Annotated in this window: 18 protein-coding genes; 7 read left to right on the forward strand and 11 right to left on the reverse strand. The window is 66.7% G+C overall.

All coding sequences use genetic code 11. The features are described 5' to 3' along the window. Window position 1: 1 nt before the first annotated feature. Both O2K97_RS07530 and radA read right to left on the reverse strand, forming a co-directional pair. On the reverse strand, window positions 2–598 hold the full coding sequence (locus O2K97_RS07530; protein ID WP_269221033.1) for a CvpA family protein: 597 nt from the start codon (window positions 596–598) through the stop codon (window positions 2–4). Between the two features lie 31 nt (window positions 599–629). Next, window positions 630–2,000, reverse strand: a complete 1,371-nt coding sequence (radA, locus tag O2K97_RS07535; protein ID WP_269221034.1) for a DNA repair protein RadA — start codon at window positions 1,998–2,000, stop codon at window positions 630–632. A 172-nt stretch (window positions 2,001–2,172) separates the two neighbouring features. On the opposite strand from radA, the gene O2K97_RS07540 reads away from it, so the two are divergent. Then, window positions 2,173–2,820: a Yip1 family protein gene (locus O2K97_RS07540; protein WP_269221035.1), complete on the forward strand. Its 648-nt coding sequence runs from the start codon at window positions 2,173–2,175 to the stop codon at window positions 2,818–2,820. On the opposite strand, the gene alr is transcribed toward O2K97_RS07540, so the two are convergent. From alr to rpsF, 7 genes are all read right to left on the reverse strand, one after another. After that, on the reverse strand, window positions 2,814–3,860 hold the full coding sequence (gene alr / locus O2K97_RS07545) for an alanine racemase (RefSeq protein ID WP_269221036.1): 1,047 nt from the start codon (window positions 3,858–3,860) through the stop codon (window positions 2,814–2,816). The two genes, O2K97_RS07540 and alr, sit on opposite strands and share 7 nt — an antisense overlap. A 38-nt stretch (window positions 3,861–3,898) precedes the next feature. Further along, window positions 3,899–5,389: a replicative DNA helicase gene (locus O2K97_RS07550; protein WP_205680753.1), complete on the reverse strand. Its 1,491-nt coding sequence runs from the start codon at window positions 5,387–5,389 to the stop codon at window positions 3,899–3,901. A gap of 111 nt (window positions 5,390–5,500) precedes the next feature. Next, complete coding sequence (locus O2K97_RS07555) at window positions 5,501–5,866, reverse strand: hypothetical protein (protein WP_269221037.1); 366 nt, start codon at window positions 5,864–5,866, stop codon at window positions 5,501–5,503. Window positions 5,867–6,026: 160 nt separating this feature from the next. Beyond that, the gene (locus O2K97_RS07560; RefSeq protein WP_269221038.1) at window positions 6,027–8,450 is read right to left on the reverse strand and encodes a TonB-dependent receptor plug domain-containing protein; all 2,424 of its coding nucleotides are present in this window, start codon (window positions 8,448–8,450) and stop codon (window positions 6,027–6,029) included. A gap of 381 nt (window positions 8,451–8,831) precedes the next feature. Continuing rightward, window positions 8,832–9,416 (reverse strand): 50S ribosomal protein L9, encoded by a 585-nt coding sequence (gene rplI, locus O2K97_RS07565; protein WP_055754943.1) that lies wholly within the window; start codon window positions 9,414–9,416, stop codon window positions 8,832–8,834. A gap of 1 nt (window position 9,417) precedes the next feature. After that, window positions 9,418–9,696, reverse strand: a complete 279-nt coding sequence (gene rpsR, locus O2K97_RS07570) for a 30S ribosomal protein S18 (RefSeq protein WP_008259463.1) — start codon at window positions 9,694–9,696, stop codon at window positions 9,418–9,420. A 12-nt stretch (window positions 9,697–9,708) separates the two neighbouring features. Continuing rightward, window positions 9,709–10,095: a 30S ribosomal protein S6 gene (rpsF, locus tag O2K97_RS07575; protein WP_026108635.1), complete on the reverse strand. Its 387-nt coding sequence runs from the start codon at window positions 10,093–10,095 to the stop codon at window positions 9,709–9,711. Between the two features lie 219 nt (window positions 10,096–10,314). Between rpsF and O2K97_RS07580 the strand changes: the two genes are divergently transcribed. Then, window positions 10,315–11,907, forward strand: a complete 1,593-nt coding sequence (locus O2K97_RS07580; RefSeq protein WP_091746159.1) for a carboxyl transferase domain-containing protein — start codon at window positions 10,315–10,317, stop codon at window positions 11,905–11,907. 50 nt (window positions 11,908–11,957) lie between these two features. Next, entirely contained in the window at window positions 11,958–12,857 is a 900-nt protein-coding gene (locus tag O2K97_RS07585) for an enoyl-CoA hydratase-related protein (RefSeq protein ID WP_269221039.1), read from the forward strand. A gap of 149 nt (window positions 12,858–13,006) precedes the next feature. On the opposite strand, the gene O2K97_RS07590 is transcribed toward O2K97_RS07585, so the two are convergent. After that, complete coding sequence (locus tag O2K97_RS07590) at window positions 13,007–13,618, reverse strand: TIGR02466 family protein (protein WP_269221040.1); 612 nt, start codon at window positions 13,616–13,618, stop codon at window positions 13,007–13,009. Window positions 13,619–13,705: 87 nt separating this feature from the next. Between O2K97_RS07590 and O2K97_RS07595 the strand changes: the two genes are divergently transcribed. Next, window positions 13,706–15,667, forward strand: coding sequence for an acetyl/propionyl/methylcrotonyl-CoA carboxylase subunit alpha (locus tag O2K97_RS07595; protein WP_269221041.1), 1,962 nt, complete (start codon window positions 13,706–13,708; stop codon window positions 15,665–15,667). Here O2K97_RS07595 and O2K97_RS07600 read toward each other — a convergent pair. Next, window positions 15,664–15,954, reverse strand: a complete 291-nt coding sequence (locus O2K97_RS07600) for a putative quinol monooxygenase (RefSeq protein WP_269221042.1) — start codon at window positions 15,952–15,954, stop codon at window positions 15,664–15,666. The two genes, O2K97_RS07595 and O2K97_RS07600, sit on opposite strands and share 4 nt — an antisense overlap. A 103-nt stretch (window positions 15,955–16,057) precedes the next feature. Between O2K97_RS07600 and O2K97_RS07605 the strand changes: the two genes are divergently transcribed. From O2K97_RS07605 to metG, 3 genes are read left to right on the forward strand one after another with little or no spacing between them, the layout of a single operon-like run. Then, the gene (locus O2K97_RS07605; RefSeq protein ID WP_269221043.1) at window positions 16,058–16,456 is read left to right on the forward strand and encodes a DUF1489 family protein; all 399 of its coding nucleotides are present in this window, start codon (window positions 16,058–16,060) and stop codon (window positions 16,454–16,456) included. 51 nt (window positions 16,457–16,507) lie between these two features. Next, window positions 16,508–17,866: an MATE family efflux transporter gene (locus tag O2K97_RS07610; RefSeq protein WP_269221044.1), complete on the forward strand. Its 1,359-nt coding sequence runs from the start codon at window positions 16,508–16,510 to the stop codon at window positions 17,864–17,866. Between the two features lie 54 nt (window positions 17,867–17,920). Then, the gene (gene metG, locus O2K97_RS07615; RefSeq protein WP_269221045.1) at window positions 17,921–19,621 is read left to right on the forward strand and encodes a methionine--tRNA ligase; all 1,701 of its coding nucleotides are present in this window, start codon (window positions 17,921–17,923) and stop codon (window positions 19,619–19,621) included. Window positions 19,622–19,644 lie beyond the last annotated feature (23 nt).

Raw genomic sequence — 19,644 nt, forward strand, 5'->3', positions numbered from 1 at the left:
CTTAAGGGGCGGCTTCGCGGCGCGAGTTAGGCTGTGATTGCGTCGGGGGCAAGGCTTCCTCGTCGGAAAACCCCCGGCGTACGGACGAATCCACGACAGGCGTGATCGCATCGGCGCCGCGCCCGATGCTGGGCAGGACGATCTGGATCATCCGCGCGCCCATGGCGCTGACCGGATAGAGGGCCGCCTTTCCGAGCCAGAGCGGGGTGCGCTCGCCTGGCAGGGCTGCGACGATGACCAGATGCACCGCGCCGATCAGGACCAGCGCGCGGACGCCGCCGATGAACAGGCCGAAGATGCGGTCGATGACGCCGAGGTGCGGATGGTCCTTGGCGCTCTTGGACATCATTGAACCGACCAGGCGCAGGCCGAAATAGACGACGAAGAAGGTCAGGACGGCGGCTAAAATCGACCCGGCCCATTCGGGATCGACGAAGGCGCGCGTGACGCCGGCGGTCCAGGGCAGGGCGATCAGGGCGACCAGGGCCGCCAGGGTCGCGCTGAGCAGCGTAATGACCTCGCGCACCCCGCCGCGCACCCAGCCGGCGGCGACGGAAAACAGGATCACCACGATGGCGAAGACGTCGTATCCGGTCACGCGTGGGGGATCCTGCGGTTGCTACGAGGGTCTAATAGCGGTTCTGCGAGATTCGTTCGACCACATCCGGCAGGCGCGTGACGGATGTCACCTTCACCCCCTTGGTCTTGGCGGTCAAAGTCGGGCTGAGCACCTGATCGAAGCCCAGTTTTTGCGCTTCGCGCAGGCGGGCCTCGGCGCGGCCGACGCTGCGAACCTCGCCCGACAGGCCGATTTCGCCGAAGACGACGCAGCCTTGGGGCAGGGACACGCCGGTCGCCGAGCTGATCAGCGCCGCCGCCGCCGCGAGGTCCGCTGCCGGTTCGTTGATGCGTAAGCCCCCGGCGACATTCAGATAGACGTCCTGATCGCCGAAGCCGAAGCCGCAGCGGGCCTCCAGTACGGCCAGCACCATGGCCAGACGTCCCGTCTCCCAGCCAATCACGGCGCGGCGCGGCGTGCCATAGGCGGACTTGGACACCAGGGCCTGCATCTCGACCAGGACGGGGCGCGAGCCTTCGATCCCGGCGAAGACGGCGGCGCCCGGTGCGCGCTCCTTGCCCTCGCCCAGAAAGAGGGCGGAGGGGTTGGCGACCTCGCGCAGGCCGGCGTCGCCCATTTCGAACACGCCGATCTCGTCTGTGGCGCCGAAGCGGTTCTTGCCGGCGCGCAGGATGCGGAACGGATAGCCGCGCTCGCCCTCGAAGGTCATGACCGCGTCGACCAGGTGTTCGACGACGCGGGGGCCAGCGACCTGGCCGTCCTTGGTGACGTGGCCGACCAGGACGATGGCGGGGCCGTCGCTCTTGGCCAGACGCACCAGTTCGCCCGCGCAAGCCCTGACCTGGGTGATCGATCCGGGGCCGCTGTCATGCACGTCGGACCAAAGAGTCTGAACCGAATCGATGATGACGATGTCGAAATTCTCGCGCTTCAGTGTGCCCAGGATGTCGCGCAGCGCCGTGGCGGCCGCCAGATTGACCGGGGCGTCGGCCAGGCCCATCCGCTTGGCGCGGGCGCGGATCTGCTCGACGGCTTCCTCGCCCGAGATGTAGGCCACGCGCGATCCCCGCAGCGCCGCCTTGGCCGCGACCTCCAGCAACAGGGTCGACTTGCCGACGCCCGGATCGCCGCTGAGCAGGATGGCCGAGCCGGGCACCACGCCGCCGCCGCAGACCCGGTCGAACTCGGCCACGCCCGTCGTGATGCGCGGCGGCTCTGGCGTGTCGGACTGAAGCGTTTCGAACTGGATGCCGCGCGTCCGGGCCGAAGCCGCCGCCGACGGCTTGATTGCGCCCGGCGGAGCCGAGCGGCTTTCTTCGCTCAAGGTGTTCCACTGGCCGCAGGAGCCGCATTGGCCCGACCACTTGCTGTGGACCGAACCGCAGGACTGACAGACGTAGAGGGCGGAATCGCGAGCCATGGGCTTCCTTAGCAGATCGTACGGTCGCGCCGGACATAGCGTCGGCTCACGACAGTTTCGGTCGCAGGCGCAACCTTTGCCATATTGAAGGATTGAGAATCTGTCGCACACCCTTGCTTCTTGAAGCGACGCAACGTCAACATCCGCCCATCTTCTCTCGCCGAGGCCTGCCATGACCGATCCGACGACCCACTCCCAACCCGCTGTCGATCCGGCCCTGGTCGCGCGGGTCAAGGGCATATTGCTGCAACCCAAGTCTGAATGGCTGAAGATCGACGGCGAGTTCGCCACGACCAAAAGCCTGTTCACCCGCTATGCGATGATCCTGGCGGCGATCGGCCCGGTCTGTTCGCTGCTCGGCGGTCAGTTGATGCCGATCATGGGCATGAAGCTGTCGATCGTCGGCGCGATCGTCGTGGCGCTCGTCAGCTACGGCATGTCCCTGTTGGGGGTCTTCCTGCTGGGACTGATCATCAATGCGCTGGCGCCGAACTTCGGCGGGACGCCCAATAAGGTTCAGGCCATGAAACTGGCCGTCTATTCCTGGACCGCCGCTTGGCTGGCGGGCGTGTTCGGCCTGATCCCGATGCTGGGCATCATGGCCATCCTGGGCCTGTACAGCTTCTATCTGCTGTTCGTCGGCCTGCCGATTTTGATGAAAGTGCCGGAAGACAAGAAGGTCGGCTATTTCATCGTGACGGTGATCGCCGGCGTCGTGATGTATTTCATCATCTCGGCGATCGTAGGAGCCATTTCGATGAGCTTCGTCGCCGCGTCGGTCGGCATGGCCGGTCTTGCCGGAATGGGCGCCGGCTACTGAGAATAGACGCGCGGCACGCGGGGGGTGATCGAGGTCAGCAGCTCGTAGCTTATGGTCCCCGCTGCGGCCGCGGCGTCGTCCAACAGGCGGTTCGGGCCGAACAGTTCGACCGGGTCGCCGACTGCGACATCCAGGCCGGTGATGTCCACCGCGCAGACATCCATCGAGACCCGACCCAGCAGCGGGCGGGTCTCGTTGGCGATCCAGACGGCGCCCTTGGGCGAATAGGATCGCAGCAATCCATCCGCATAGCCGGCCGCCACGGTGGCGACCTTGATCGGCCTCTCGGCGATATAGCCGCGCGAATAGCCGACGCTCTCGCCGGCGGGCACGTCGCGAACCTGGAGCACCTCGGCCGTCAGGGTCGCCACGGGTGCGATCCGGGGATCGGGGAGCCCCTCCGGTCCGCCGCCGTAAAGACAGATGCCCGGCCGCACCGTGTCGAAGGCGAAGTCCGGGCCCAGGAAACAGCCGCTGGAGTTGGCGAACGACCGGATCACGCCCGGATAGCGATCCAGCACGCCCGCAAAGGCGTCACGCTGGCGCCGGTTCATCGGATTGGCCGGTTCGTCGGCGCAGGCGAGGTGGGTCAGGACCAGGGCCAGGCCGTCGAACGCCTCAGGTGCGTCCTCTGGCCGAATACCCAGCCGATTCATGCCGGTGTCGATCTGCAGGCCGCAGGTCTCGCCGCCCGCCGCCCTCCAGGCCTGAATTTGCGCCGGATGGTTCAGCACGGGCCGCAGGTCCGACGCCTTCAGCATCGCCGCATCGTCGCCGTGACAGCCGTCGAGCACATAGATCACCGGACCGTCGGCGCCCAGGGCAGCCCGCAACCGCGCGCCCTCCGCCGCCCGCGCCACGAAGAAGGTCCGCGCCCCCTCGGCCATCAGCCGCGTCGCCACGGCCTGCGCGCCCAGCCCATAGCCGTCCGCCTTGATCACCGGATGCACCGGCTGGCCGCTGACGGCCTCCAGCGTGTGATAGTTGCGCGCGAGGGCGTTCAGATCGACGGAGAGGACGGCGGGGGTCGATGCGGTCATGGCGTCCTTATGCGCCAACACCACGCCGATGGAAGAGGCTACTCGTAGCTGACTTCCTCATAGCCGTGCGCCAGGTTGCCGAAGCGGACGGTGTCGGCGTCGAAGGCCAGTTTGACGATGCCGATCGGGCCGTGGCGCTGCTTGCCGATGACGACCTCGGCCTGGCCTTGCAGGCGGTCCATGTCCTGCTGCCATTGCAGATGTTCTTCGGTCCCCTCGCGCGGCTCGGCTCGACCCAAGTAGTAGCTCTCGCGATAGACGAACATCACGCAGTCGGCGTCCTGCTCGATCGAGCCGGATTCGCGCAGGTCCGACAGTTGGGGGCGTTTGTCGTCGCGCTGCTCGACCTGACGCGACAGCTGCGACAGGGCGATGATCGGCACCGACAGCTCCTTGGCCAGGGCCTTTAGTCCGCCGGTGATTTCGGACACCTCCTGCACGCGGTTCTTCTGGCCCCCGCTGTTGCCGGTCGTGACCAGCTGCAGATAGTCGACGATGATCAGGTCCAGCCCATGCTCCATGCGCTTCAGGCGGCGCGCGCGGGCCGCCAGCTTGGAGATGGACAGGCCGCCGGTGGCGTCGATGTAGAGGGGGCTTTCGCCGATCTCGACCGCCGCGTCGCGCAGCTTGCCGAAGTCGGTTGCGTCGATTTCGCCCTTGCGCAGCTTGTCCGACGACACGCCGGACGCATCGGCCAGAATACGCATCGCCAGCTGTTCGGCGCTCATTTCCAGAGAATAGAAGGCGACGACGCCGCCGTTGACCGTCTTGCGGCCCTCCGGCGTCGGCTCCCACTGATAGGCGCGCGCTACGTTGAAGGCCATGTTGGTCGCGAGCGCCGTCTTGCCCATCGACGGACGGCCGGCGAGGATCAGCAGGTCGGATGGGTGCAGGCCGCCCAGTTTGCGGTCCAGATCGTTCAGGCCGGTGGCGAGGCCGGCCAGCTTGCCTTCGCGCTGATAGGCTTCGGCCGCCATCTGAACGGCGCCGGACAAGGCGTTGGAGAAGCTGACGAAACCGGACGAGGGCTTGCCCGTCTCGGCCAGCGAATACAGGGTCTGTTCGGCCTGTTCGATCTGCTCGTCGGCGGGCGTCTCCGGATTGGGCGCCTCCTTGATCATGTCGCCGCCGATGCGGATCAGGTCGCGGCGCAGCGCCAGGTCATAGACGACGCGCGCATAGTCGGGAGCGTTGGCGGCGGGCGGCGCCCGATCGACCAGGTCGGCGAGGTAACGGAGGCCGCCGAACTCCTGGAACGCCGGGTCCTGCTTGAACCGCTCCATCAGGATGGTGGGCTCGGCTAGCAAGCCTTGGCGGATATGGTCCTCGATCGCGTCGAACAGCCGCTGGTGGAAGGGTTCGTAGAAGTGCGAGCCGCGCAGCCGGTCGTTCAACCGCTCGAACACGGCGTTGTCGAACATCAGCGAGCCCAGCAGCGCCTGCTCGGCCTCCAGATTGTGCGGCATCGAAGTGACGCCGCCGGCGTCCATGGGCGAAGACGAAAAGGGCATGGGGGCGAAGGCGTTCATCGATTAACGCTTTAGCCCTCTCACGCCCCTGCGTCAGACGCGGACGCCGCCTGGACCGTGGACAGATCGTCCCGCCTTGGGGACGAACCGGAATTCCTCAATCGGCGCGCGTCAGGCGCACGGATAGTCGTGCGCCATCCATTCGCGCACAGCCTGGGTCACGCTGATATTGCGACGGCTTTGCGGGACGGCGTTGAAACGGCTCAGGATGGCGTTGGGCGAGACGCTGACCTTGTCCGGCATGCAGGTCGCGGGCTGACGGCCGGCCGCCTTGGCCTGGGTCTGTTCGGCGCGGACGGTGCGAACGGCGCCCCGGAACTCGGCCATCAGACGGCGGGTGTCGGAGCGTAGCAGGGCGGTCGGGTTTTGAGGGATGGCGTTGGCGGTGGTCAGGAATTCCTGAACCGTCATGGCGTTGGCCGCGCCGGCGAAAAGCGACATCGCCAGGACGCCGGCCGCAATTGACTTGGTCTTCATCTGGTCCCCTCCAAAGCCCCCTCTGGCTACGCCCAGATTGAACGACGATATGTGTCGCAACTGGGGCGAAGCAGAACGGCCAAGCTGAAGGTTTGGTAATGCAAACAGGGAAAAGGGCGCTCCGAAGAGCGCCCCTGCCTGACCGGCGATCAGCCCGACCTCACCATTTCAGGCTGAGACGGGCATAGCCGTAACGACCGTTGAAACCAAAGGGCGAATAGTAGGGGAAACCCAGAACGCCGTTGGAGTTCAGCGACGCCGGCACGAAGTCCGGATATTCGTCGAACACATTGTCCACGCCGATCGCCACGCCGACGCGCTCAGTCAATTGGAACCGGCCTTCCAGATCCACGACCGTCTTGGCTCCGGTGCTATAGTCGTTCGCCGCCGTCGATCCGGGTTGCAGCACGTCGCCATAGTAGGTGGCGCGAACCGTAGCGCCCCACTTGTCCCGGCTCCAGTCCGCCGACGCCGACACCTTGGTGTCGGGCGTGCCGTCTTCGATGGTCAGGATGCGTTGGCGGGCGAACAGGGTCGGGACCGGGTTCAGAACCGAGGAGGACGTCGGCACGCGGTTGACAGACACATCGTTGAAGTTCGCCGCGACGGTGAAATCGAAATCGCCGAGCGTATCGGTCGGCAGGCGATAGCGTCCAACGATGTCCACGCCTTCGGTCGAGGTCGAGACGCCGTTCAGGAAGAAGCGCGCGGCCTGGACGCCTTGCGGATCCAGCAGGCTGGCGACCTGGCCCGAGAACGTCCGGCTGATCAGCTCTGACAGAACGATCTGATCGTCGATGTCGATCTTGTAGGCGTCGACGGTCAGGTCGAACCGGCCCAATCGCACCACCGCGCCGACCGAATAGTTGGTCGAGGTCTCAGCCTTCAGCGGACGCGCGCCAAGAGCCGTCGCGACCGCGCTGGTGGCCGGGAAGGTGCCGGTTTCGACCACGGCGCCGTTCTGGATCACCGAGGCGGTCGAGGTGAAGAAGGACTGCTGCAACGACGGCGCGCGGAAGGCGGTCGAGACCGAACCGCGCAGGGCGAAGCTGGGGGTGAAGTCATAGCGGGCCGACAGCTTGCCCGTCTGGGTGTCGCCGAAATCGGAATAGTCCTCGAACCGCACGGCGCCCTCGACGCGCAGCTTGTCGGTCAGGGGAATTTCGACGTCGGCGTAGGCGGCGAAGTTGTCGCGATCAACATCGACGGCGTTCGAGGGCTGGAAGCCGACAAAGCCCTGGGCGCCGCCGGTCAGGGCGGTGTTGCCGCCCAACGGCCCGCGGTTGTAGCTCTCGGGCTGACCGGCCTCGATCTTGTAGTTTTCCCAGCGCTGCTCCAGGCCCCAGGCGAAGTTCAGCGGGCCTCCGGACAGACCGACCTCGAACTCACGGCTGAAGTCGGCGCCCAGAACCAGCTGGTCGTAGATCAGGCTGCCGGAATCGAAGCTGGTCGGCGAAGTCGCGCCATAGGTGGAGTTCAACGAATCCTCGGTGCGGAAGTCCAGGGCATTGCGGCCGTAGGTCAGGCTGATGTCCATGTTCCAGCCCGCCAGTTCGCCTCGAAGGCCGCCAGCCAGCGAGGCGTCCTTCGAATTGATGGCGACCTTCGGCAGGAAGCCGTTCGGGTAGATGGAGGCGACGTTGTTGACGTTGTCGGACAGGCGAGGGAAGGCGGCGCCTTCGCTGTCCCGGTCCTGATACCCGGCCCAGCCATAGGCCTCCCAGCCGTTGCGCAGGCCTTTGCCGGCGTTGGCGAAGACGGTCCATTGCTCCACATCCGGGTCGCCGAAGCGGGCAGTGATCGCGCCGTTCGCCGCCGCGCGGGGATCGTAGTCCGAGCGGTTGGTCGACTCGCGGTTCAGATACTCCGCCGACAGGGTCAGAAAGCCGTCGTCGCCCAGCGAGAACCCCTGCCAGGCCGAGGCCGTGACGGTGCCGCCATCGTTTTCGTCGCGTTCGCCGCGCGCGGTCTTCACGGTGGTGAAGTACTGGCCGTAGGTCACGCTAGCGCCGCCGCCGCTGGAGGCTTCCTTCAGGCGCAGGTTCACCACGCCGGCGATGGCGTCCGAGCCGTATTGGGCCGAGGCGCCGTCGCGCAGCACCTCCACCCGGTCCAGAGCGCCGGTCGGAATGGTGTTCAGATCGACGGCGGCCGAACCGCGTCCCACCACGCCGTTGACGTTGACCAGGGCCGAGGCATGGCGACGCGTGCCGTTGACCAGCACCAGCGTCTGATCCGGCGACAGGCCGCGCAGGGTGATCGGGCGGATCGAGTCCGAGCCATCGTTGGCCGACGGCCGCTGGAAGGTCAGCGAGGGTACGGCCTGAGCCAGGGCGGTGGCGAACTCGGTCGTGCCGCGCGTCTGCAACGCCTCGGACGTCACGACATCGACGGGGGCCAGGGTGTCGAGGCGCGACCGATTTTGGACCCGCGTGCCGGTCACGACGATGTCGTCCACCTGCACCGCCTCATCGGCGACGGGTTCGGCGCTTTGAGCAAAGGCCGGGGCGGCGGTCAGCAGGGCGAAGGCCGAGACCGTGGCGAGCAGGGCCGGTGCGGCGGCCCGTTGAGAAAGAGAGCGCATTGAGAGATTTCCTAAAGTCTGTTTTGTGGCGCGAGCGCGCATCGCCGTCGCTTACCGCGACGGGCTTTGAGGTCGATCTGAAGTGCAGATGTCTTGCGGTCTCAGCCGCAACATCGCGCGATGGCGGGCGGCATCGCCATAATATTGGTGGTGATCTTCATGGCCTCTCCAACCGCAAGGTCGGGGAGGTCCCAGCGGTCATGGCCATATCAGGGCGAAGGTGCGGCGGGTCAATCGCGCGGCATCGCCATGTTTTCTGTCTCGGCCGTATAGAAAATCTACGGCGTGATGGCCCGTGCGGTTGGCTGCCGTCTCCCGCGCAGCAAAAAGGGCGCGTCCCTTGCGAGACGCGCCCTTGATGTCGTTTGGGATCCGCTCGGATCAGGCTTCGTCGCCGAAGCCTTCTTGTTGACCGGCGCCGCCTTCGATCAGTTCCTGGGCCGATTGCTCGGCGGCCTGGCGCTCATCGTCGAACTGGCTGCGGATCACGTCCTCGCCCTTGGCTTGGCGCTCGGCCTCGTCCATCGAGCGGGCGATGTTGATCTTGACCGTGGCGCGGACCTCGGCGTGCAGGCGAACCGGCACTTCGTGGACGCCCAGGCTCTTGATCGCCGTGTTCAGGACGACCTGCGAGCGCTCGACCTTGCCGCCTTCGGCCTGGATGGCCTCGGCGACGTCGCGACCGGCGACCGAACCATACAGGTGACCGGTTTCACCGGCCTGACGGATCATGACGTAGGTCTGGCCGTCGATCTTGTCGGCGACCTTCTGTGCGTCGGCCTTGTTCTTCTCGTTGCGCTGCTCGATGGCGGCGCGGTCGAGTTCGAACGCCTTCAGGTTGGCGGCGGTGGCCCGGCGGGCCTTGTCGCGCGGCAGAAGGAAGTTACGGGCGAAGCCGTCCTTGACGGACACGACGTCGCCGATGGCGCCGAGATTCTCGACGCGTTCAAGCAGAACGACCTTCATCTCACTTCACCACGTAAGGCAGGAGGGCCAGATAGCGAGCGCGCTTGATGGCCTTGGCCAGTTCACGCTGCTTCTTCTGGGAGACGGCGGTGATGCGCGAAGGCACGATCTTGCCGCGTTCGGAGACGTAACGCTGCAGCAGCTTGACGTCCTTGTAGTCGATCTTCGGCGCATTGGCGCCCGAGAACGGGCAGACCTTGCGGCGACGATAGAAGGGGCGGCGGCCGGCGGCGCCGGAGCCCGCCGGTGCGCCCGGGGTCGGGGCGGTGGTATCGGTCATGTTCCGGGTTCCTTATTCGGCGTCGGCGGCGGCGTCGTCGCGCGGGGTGCGCTCGCGCTCACGCTCGCGTTCACGCTCGCGGCGGGCCAGCAGCGGCGACAGTTCCAGGTCGAGTTCCTCGACGCGGACGGTCAGCCAGCGCAGCACGTCTTCGTTGATCGACAGCTGACGCTCGACTTCGGCCATGGCGGCCGGAGGGGCGTCGACGGCCAGCAGCGAATAGTGAGCCTTGCGGTTCTTCTTCACGCGGTAGGTCAGGTTGCGCAGACCCCAGTATTCGATCTTGGCGACCGAGCCGCCACCGGCGACGATCAGATCCTTGATGGTGTCATTCAGCGCTTCGGCCTGTTGCGCCGAGATATCCTGGCGCGTCATGACCGTGTGCTCGTAAAGAGCCATGCGGTAGTCTCCCTTGTGGACGTCGGCGCGGAAACGACCGGGTAAGTCGGTCTCCACGATGGCTCCTGGCGCGGCGGCCGGACCGAACGTCCAACCCTTTGGTGCTCCGCGACAGGACCGAAGCCCTGGAAAGGCGGGGCCTATAGGCGAAAAGGGGCGAGGAAGCAAGGATGGCGGCAGACGCTTGTGGCGCCCCTCGACCCCGCCTAAACCAGCCCCATGCCGAAGCTGACGTCCGCGGTCGATCCGCAAAGCCAAAAATACAAGTCCCTGCACGCGCACAACAGCGCCCTGGTCGCCGAGTTGCGCAACCATGTGGCCAAGGCCGCGCGCGGCGGGTCTGACAAGTCCCGCGAGCGTCACGTCGCTCGCGGCAAGCTGTTGCCGCGCGACCGCGTCGAGCGCCTGCTGGATCCCGGCTCGCCCTTCCTAGAGATCGGGCAACTGGCTGCGCACGACATGTATGACGGCGAGGCCCCGGCGGCGGGCGTCATCGCCGGCATCGGTCGGGTCTCGGGCCGCGAGGTCATGATCGTCTGCAACGACCCGACGGTGAAGGGCGGCGCCTATTTCCCCATGACGGTGAAGAAGCACCTGCGCGCCCAGGAAGTCGCCGAGCAGAACCGCCTGCCGTGCGTCTATCTGGTGGATTCCGGCGGAGCCAATCTGCCGCACCAGGCCGAGGTGTTTCCCGACCGCGACCATTTCGGCCGCATCTTCTTCAACCAGGCCCGGATGAGCGCCAAGGGCATCGCCCAGATCGCCTGCGTCATGGGCCTGTCCACCGCCGGAGGGGCCTATGTGCCGGCCATGTCGGACGAGACGATCATCGTCAGGAACCAGGGGGCCATCTTCCTGGCCGGCCCGCCGCTGGTGAAGGCGGCGACCGGCGAGGTCATCTCGGCGGAGGAACTGGGCGGGGCCGAAACCCACGGCCGTCGCTCGGGCGTGGTGGATCATGTCGCCGAGAACGATGAGCATGCGCTGGAGATCGTGCGCTCCATCGTCGCCAATCTGAACACGACCAAGGCCGTCGAGATGGATGTGCGCGAACCGCGCGCGCCGGCCTTTGACGCGGAGGAGCTGTACGGCCTGATCCCCGACGACGTGCGCGCCCCCTATGATGTGCGCGAGGTCATCGCCCGGCTGGTGGACGGGTCGGAGTTCGACGAGTTCAAGAGCCTGTACGGCTCGACCCTGGTGTGCGGGTTCGCCCGCATCTGGGGCTATCCGGTCGCCATCCTGGCCAACAACGGCGTCATCTTTTCCGAAAGCGCCCAGAAGGGCGCGCACTTCATCGAACTGGCCTGCAAGCGCAAGATTCCGCTGCTGTTCCTGCAGAACATCAGTGGCTTCATGGTCGGCGGCAAATATGAGGCGGGCGGCATCGCCAAGGACGGCGCCAAGCTGGTGACGGCCGTGGCCTCGGCCGAAGTGCCCAAGTTCACTGTCCTGATCGGCGGTAGCTTCGGGGCGGGGAACTACGGCATGTGCGGCCGGGCCTATTCGCCGCGCTTCCTGTTCACCTGGCCCAACAGCCGGATCGGAGTCATGGGCGGCGAGCAGGCCGCCAGCGTGCTGGCCACCGTGCACCGCGACGCCGAGACCTGGAGTGCGGACGACGCCGAGGCCTTCAAGGCGCCGATCCGTCAGAAGTATGAGGACGAGGGCAATCCCTATTACGCCACCGCCCGCCTGTGGGACGATGGCGTCATCGACCCGGCGCAGACGCGCGATGTGCTGGGCCTGGCCATCAGCGCCAGCCTGAATGCCCCGATCCCGGAGACGACGTTCGGCCTGTTCCGGATGTAACCTATTGGTCCGCGCCTCGTTGTGAGCGGACACGCAGTTTGGAGACCCCCATGGCCGATCAACCGACCGTAGCCGACCTGAACGCCCTGGACGTCACAGACGCCGAGGCGGCCGAGATCAACAGCATCGCCCAGCCGCTGGTGCCCGATGCGGCGCCGGACGCCGACGATGATCTGGTGCAGATCGATTCGACCACCGACGGCGTCGTCTTCGTCACCATCAACCGTCCGGCCAAGAAGAACGCCTTCGACGCCGCGACCATCGCGGCCCTGCATGAGGCGTTCGAAACGCTGCACGGCGCGGACCGGGTGCGGGCCGTCTTCATTCGGGGCGCGGGCGGCACCTTCAGCGCCGGGGCCGATCTGAACTGGATGCGCGACGCCGCTGGTTGGTCCGAGAGCGACAACCGCGACGACGCCATGGGCCTGGCGAAAATGCTGAAGGCCCTGCACGACATTCCCGCCCTGACGGTGGCGGTGGTCGAGGGCAACGCCATGGGCGGTGGAGCGGGCATCGTCGCCGCCTGCGACATGGCCGTGGCGGTCGAGGGGGCGCGCTTCGCCTTCTCCGAGGTCAAGCTGGGTCTGATCCCGGCGACCATCGCCCCTTACGTCATAGAGGCCGTCGGCGCACGCCGCGCCCGCCAGCTGTTTCTGACCGCCAACGCCTTCGACGCCGACTACGCCGCCCATGCCGGCCTGATCGACCTGGTGCTGCCTGAGGGATCGGTGGACGAGTTCATCTCGATGCTGAGCGACAGCCTGACCAACAATGCGCCGGGCGCGATGGGCGAGGCCAAGCGTCTGGTCAACGACATCGCCCACCACAAGATCGACAACGGTCTGATGGACGAAACCGCCAAACTCATCGCCCGCGCCCGCGTCTCGGACGAAGGCCGCGAGGGCGTCGCCGCCTTCCTGGAAAAGCGCAAGGCCAGCTGGACGGTTTGATCCTTTCCTACCGTCATTCCGGGGCGTCTGAAGGACGAACCCGGAACCCAGGGGGCATTCATCCGCGCATGACGCGGTCGGTATTGGGACCGTCCCCTGGCTTCCGGGTTCCTCGCTGCGCTCAGCCCCGGAATGACGGATGAGTTCGTTCAGGCGTAGTTGAAGCTGATCGAAATCCGGTCGGCCTTGGCCAGGTTGGTCGGCACCTCGTGCCGCAGCCAGCTTTCCCACATCAGCACCGTGCCTGCCTGAGGCTGAAGATAGACGAACGGCCGCTCGGCCTCGCTCGCGTCGTCGGTCACCGACGGGCGGGCCATCATGAAGGGCAGGCGGGGGTCTTCCAGCTTCAGCGATGAGGCGCCGTCAGGCACGTCGATATAGACGGTGCCCGACAGGAAGGCGTGCGGGTGGATATGACTTGTATGGCCGCCGCCGGGCTTCAGAATATTGACCCACAGATTGTCGAGGCGGGGTTTGCGGGCCAGGTCGAAGTTCAGCGCCTTGGCATAGGCGACGGCATGGCGATCCAGATGGCGCTTCAGCTCGGCGAACTCGGGGAGCCGCTGGGGCAGGTCGTTCAGTGATCCGTAGGAGGTGTAGCCTCGATAGGCGTTGGCCTTGCACCACCGGCGGCCGGCCTCATCCTCCTCGGCCATCATGCGGATGACGTCGATCAGCTGTGCGTTGATGTCGGGCCAGCCACGCCCTTCGGCGAGGGAGGCTTCATAGACCTGGGTGACGAAGAGGGGGCGCAGGGACATGGAAGGGGCTTAACGCCTGCCGCGTCGCGTGAGAAGGGTCGTGCTCTGCCTCTCGCCTGATGCGCACGATCCGGCTAAGACCGCTTCATGTTCAAGTCCGTCCTTGTCGCCAATCGCGGCGAAATCGCCTGCCGTGTCTTCCGCACCGCCAAGCGGATGGCGATCCGCACCATCGCCGTCTATTCCGAGGCGGATGCAAACGCCCTTCATGTGCGCGAAGCCGACGAGGCGGTGCTGATCGGTGCGGCGCCGGCGCGCGAATCCTATCTGGACGGCGCCAAGGTGCTGGCGGCGGCCAAGGCGACCGGCGCCGAGGCGATCCACCCCGGATATGGGTTCCTGAGCGAGAACGCCGACTTCGCCGAGGCTGTCGCGGCGGCGGGCCTGGTCTGGATCGGGCCGGACCCGTCCTCGATTCGCGCCATGGGCCTGAAGGACGCGGCCAAGGAGCTGATGATCCAGGCCGGGGTGCCGGTGACGCCAGGCTATCAGGGCGCGGACCAGTCGGAGGCGACGCTGACGGCCGAGGCGGCGCGGATCGGCTATCCGGTGCTGATCAAGGCGGTCGCAGGCGGCGGCGGCAAGGGGATGAAACGGGTCGATGATCCGGCCGATTTCGCCGCCGGTCTGGCCAGCGCCAAGCGCGAGGGGGCGGCGGCCTTCGGCGACGACCGGGTTCTGATCGAACGCTACATCACCCGCCCCCGCCACATCGAGGTGCAGGTGTTCGGCGACAAGCACGGCGAGGTCGTCCACCTGTACGAACGCGACTGTTCGCTGCAACGCCGCCACCAGAAGGTGATCGAAGAGGCGCCCGCGCCGGGCATGAGCGAGGCTGTGCGCGCCGCCGTGACCGGCGCCGCGATCAAGGCGGCCCGGGCCGTGAACTACGTCGGGGCCGGCACCATTGAGTTCATCGCCGACGCCTCGGACGGGCTGAAGGCGGACGGCGTCTGGTTCATGGAGATGAACACCCGGTTGCAGGTCGAGCATCCCGTGACCGAGAGTGTGACGGGCGTCGATCTGGTCGAGTGGCAGTTCCGCGTCGCCGCAGGCGAGCCGGTCCCCCTGAAGCAGGCCGAGATCCAGCTGAACGGCTGGGCCATGGAGGCGCGGCTGTATGCCGAGGATCCCGCAAACGGCTTCCTGCCTTCCATCGGCAAGCTGGAGCATTTCGTCATGCCTGAAGGCATCCGCGTCGATACCGGCGTGGAGCAGGGCGGCGAGGTCAGCCAGTTCTATGATCCGATGATCGCCAAGCTGATCGTGCATGAGGACACGCGCGAGGCGGCGGCGGCGCGTCTGGCCGAGGCGGCGGGCGAGGTCGAGGTCTGGCCGGTCAAGGCCAACGCCGGCTTCCTGAAACGCTGCCTGGAGCACCCGCGCTTCGCAGCGGGGGATGTGGATACGGGCTTCATCGCGGCGGAGGAGGCGGCGTTGCAGCCGCGGCCGTCCGACGCGGCGACGCTGGCGGCCCTGACCCTGATTGCGGAAGCGGCGGCGGATGCGGTCGAGGCGCGTTCGGACCGTTTCAGCCCCTGGGGCGGGCAGCCAGGTCTGTCCTATGGCGTGCGCCTGAATGCGCCGGCGCAGACGACCGTCTGGGGCCATGTCGACGGCCAGGGCGTGTCCGCTGCGGTGACGCCGGTCGAAACGGGCTGGCGCGGTTCGCAGGGCGAACTGGCCCACGTCGGCTTCGATCAGGTCCAGGCGGGGGATCGCCTGTTCGGCTATCAGGCCGTCGACGACGGGTTCGTCCTGTTCGTCGATGGCGAGGCGCGTCGCGTCACGCCCTATCGTGCCGCCGTGGGTTCAGGCGCGGGCGCGGTGTCGGATGGTTCGCTGCGCGCGCCCATGCCTGGCAAGATCGTGGCGACGCCGGTCAAGGCGGGCGACGCCGTCACTAAGGGACAGCCGGTCGTGGTGCTGGAAGCCATGAAGATGGAACACGCCCTGACCGCGCCGTTCGACGGCGTGGTGGAAAGCGTCTCAGCCCTGGGCGATCAGGTCGTGGAGGCGGCCGTGCTGGCGGTGGTGAAGGCGAACTAAAGCCCCACGCCGCCGATGGGGCGGGTGAAGACGGTGTCGCCAAAGGTGGCGATGAGCGCCAGGGCGGGTCGCATGACGCCTGTCTCGCGGATGCTAACCGACCAGGCGTCGTGCGTCGCCTTGCTCATCCACACCTCGGTGACCCACAGGGTGTCGGCGTCATTCGGATCGTGCGCCACCACGTAGCTGTGACAGCCTGGACGCCTCATGTTCGGGTCCATCAGGCACAGCCCAAGTTCGTCGCGACGACCAGGATGGGCCGACAGCCGGGTAATCAATCCGTACATACTGGTCTCTGGCTGCGCCGGGAGGGGAGAGCGCGCTACCATCCCTAGCGGGCTGTTCATTAAGAATCTGGCTAATGTGCCTAAGGGGCACTACGTGGGCGCCATGCCGCTTCACATGATCAAGCTGGGCGTCGGGGTGCCGGACGTCGAATGGCTGGAGGCCCGCGCCGCCAAGGGCGGACCGCTCGTCGTCCACACGCGCATGACGCCGAAACGGGCGACCGAGATCGAGGACGGCGGCTCGCTTTACTGGGTGGTGAAGGGGACGATCGTCTGTCGCCAACCGGTGCTGGACATCGCCACCTTCGGCGAAGGTAAGCAAAGCCGATGCGAGATCACCCTCGAACCCAAGGTCATCCGCACTGCGCCCATGGCCCGGCGACCCTTCCAGGGCTGGCGATATTTCGAGCCCAAGGATGCGCCGGTCGATCTGACCGACCTCGACGCCGGCGAGGCTCCTGAGGAACTGGTGCGTCAGCTGCGCGAACTGGGCGCCTGGTAGGCCGAGCCCTCAAAGTTTTTGGGAGTTGACCCCGGCGGGTCGGCGTGGCCTGTGCCGCGTCCGATGATCGCGCTCAGCCCCCAGACCCGTACCGCCTTCCGCGACCTGCTGAACCTGGCATGGCCGGTGATCCTGGCGCGCATCGGCATCATGACCATGGGGCTGACCGACGCCATCGTGGTGGGCAACTATTCCAGCAAGGAACTGGCGTTCCATTCTCTGGCCTGGGCGCCGACGTCGATCGTGGTGACGACGGCGGTGGGCCTGATGCTGGGCGTGCAGGTGATGACGGCGCGGATGCTGGGCGAGGGGCGTCGGCACGCTGTCGGCTCAGTGCTGCGTCGCGGTCTGACCTATTCGTTGCAGATCGGCGTGGTGTCGATGATCGCCCTGATCGCCATTGGCCCGTGGGGACTGGGCAAGCTGGGGCTGGAGGATGGTCTGGCGGAGGGCGCCGGGCCTGCCCTGGTCGTCTTCGCCCTGTCCATGCCCTTCTATCTGATTTCGGTGACGGGCCAGTTTTTCCTGGAGGCTCTGGGCCGGCCCAAGCCCGGCATGGTCGCCATGTGGGTGGCGAACGGGGTCAATCTGGCGCTGAACATCGTGCTGGTGCCGGACCTTCTGGGCTTCGGCTTCGACGGCGCCTTCGCTTCGGCTTGGGCGACGTTCGGGGCGCGGGCGGCGCTGGCGATCTTTCTGGTGATCTACATCCTGCGTCTGCCCGAGGCGCGTGCGCTGGGCATCTTCGACAAGCCCGAGCGCGATCCCGGGGCCGCGCGTGAGCAGGTCAAGGTCGGCCTGGGCGCCGGGGCCTCCTACTTCATCGAGGTCGGGGCCTTTTCGGGCTTCACCTTCTTCGCTGGTCAGATCGGCACGGCCGAGACCGCGGCCTGGGCGGTGGTGCTGAACGTCTCGGCGATCGTCTTCATGCTGCCGATGGGACTGTCGTCAGCGACGGCGGTGCTGGTGGGCCGCAGCTATGGCGCCGGCGACGGGCGAGGGGTGATGCGTGCCGGGCTGGTGGGGCTGGGCGTCGTGACAGCCTTGACCTTGGTGGTCGCCCTGCTGGTCTGGCCTAGCGCCCATCTGATCGTCGGCGCCTATAATCGCGATCCGGCCCTGCTGGCCATCGCCGCGCCGGCCCTGGTGCTGGCGACGCTATTCTTCGTTGCGGACGGCATTCAGGTCGTTGCGGCCCAGGCCAACCGCGCGGCGGGCGACGTCTGGTGGCCTACCATCATGCATTTCGCCGCCTATGGCGCGGTGATGATGCCGCTGGGCTGGGTGCTGGCGCATCAGATGGGCGTCAATGGCCTGGTCTGGGCGGTGGTCATCGCCAGTCTGGCGTCCTCGACCCTGCTGACCGGGCGTTTCATCCGTATTGCGCGCCGTCTGCCGCAAGGCGTTTGAGGAAACCGCGCCGCCGCTCTATATCCCTGCGCTTCCCCGAACACCTGGACGATCATGGCCCGTATCCTCATCACCTCGGCGCTGCCCTACATCAACGGCATCAAGCACCTGGGGAATCTGGCGGGCTCGATGTTGCCGGCCGACGTCTGGGCGCGGTTCAAGCGGGCCCAGGGGCATGAGGTCCTCTACATCTGCGCCACCGACGAGCACGGCACCCCGGCCGAGCTGGCCGCCGCCGCGGCCGGCCAGGATGTGCGCACCTATTGCGACGAGCAGCACGAAATCCAGAAGGCCGCGGGTCAGGCCTTCGGCCTCAGCTACGACTGGTTCGGCCGATCGTCGAACCCACAGAACCACCGGTTGACCCAGCATTTCGCCGAGGCGCTGGAGAAGAACGGCCTGATCGAGGAGCGGGTGGATCGGATGATCTATTCGATCGACGACGCGCGCTTCCTGCCCGACCGCTATGTCGAGGGAACCTGCCCTCACTGCGGCCATGTCGGCGCGCGCGGCGATCAGTGCGACAACTGCGGCCGCCTGCTGGACCCGACCGACCTGATCGATCCCTATTCGTCGGTGTCGGGGTCCAAGAATCTGGAGGTGCGCGATACGCGTCACCTCTATCTGCTCCAGACCAAGATCGAGCCCGAGATCCGCGCCTGGGTCGACGGCAAGACGGGCTGGCAACAGTTGGCCAAGTCCATCGCCTACAAACATTTGGACGAGGGGCTGATCGACCGGGGCATCACCCGCGACCTGGCCTGGGGCGTGCCGGTGACCAAGGACGGCTTTCCGCGTCCCGGAATGGAGGACAAGGTCTTCTACGTCTGGTTCGACGCCCCCATCGAATACATCGCCGCGACCGAGGAATGGGCCGAGTCGACGGGCGGGTCATGGCGTGACTGGTGGCGCCTGGACGAGGGGGCAGAGGACGTTCGCTATGTCCAGTTTATGGGCAAGGACAACGTCGCCTTCCACACCGTCAGCTTCCCCGCGACCATCATCGGCTCGGGCAAGCCGTGGAAGACGGTGGACCAGCTGAAGGCGTTCAACTGGCTGAACTGGTACGGCGGCAAGTTCTCCACCAGCCAAAAGCGCGGCGTCTTCATGGATCAGGCGCTGGAGCTGCTGCCCGCCGACTACTGGCGCTGGCGCCTGACGGCCTATGGGCCGGAGCACGCAGATTCGGCCTTCACCTGGGAGGACTTCCAGGCCTCGACCAACAAGGACCTGGCCGATGTGCTGGGCAATTTCGTCAACCGCATCGTCAAGTTCGCGGAATCCAAGTTCGACGGCGTGGTGCCCGAGGGCGGCGAGGCCGGACCGGTCGAAATCCAGCTGGAGGCCGACATCAAGGCCGCCGTCGCCGAGGCGACCGAACAGCTGGAGGCGATGGAGTTCAGAAAGGCCGCCGTCGCCATCCGCGCCGCCTGGGTGTTGGGCAACGAGTATTTGCAGGTCGCGGCGCCCTGGACGGCGCTGAAGACCGATCGCGACCGCGCGGCGGTCGGGGTGCGCACGGGGCTGAATCTGGTCGCCCTGTTCGCGCGTCTGGCCGCGCCGATCCTGCCCTTCACCGCGCCCAAGATCGCGGCGTCGGTTGGGGTGGAGGACCTGAGCTGGCCTGGCGCCGACGAAGATTTGCTGAACCGCCTGCCTGTGGGCGGCAAGGTCGAAGCTCAGGGCGTGCTGTTCGCCAAGATCGAGGACGCCCAGGTCGCGGAATGGTCCGACCGCTTCGGCGGCGCGGAGTAAGCTCCACTCCGCTACCAATGCGT

The sequence above is a fragment of the Brevundimonas vesicularis genome (assembly GCF_027105095.1).
GTDB classification, from domain to species: Bacteria; Pseudomonadota; Alphaproteobacteria; order Caulobacterales; family Caulobacteraceae; genus Brevundimonas; species Brevundimonas vesicularis_E.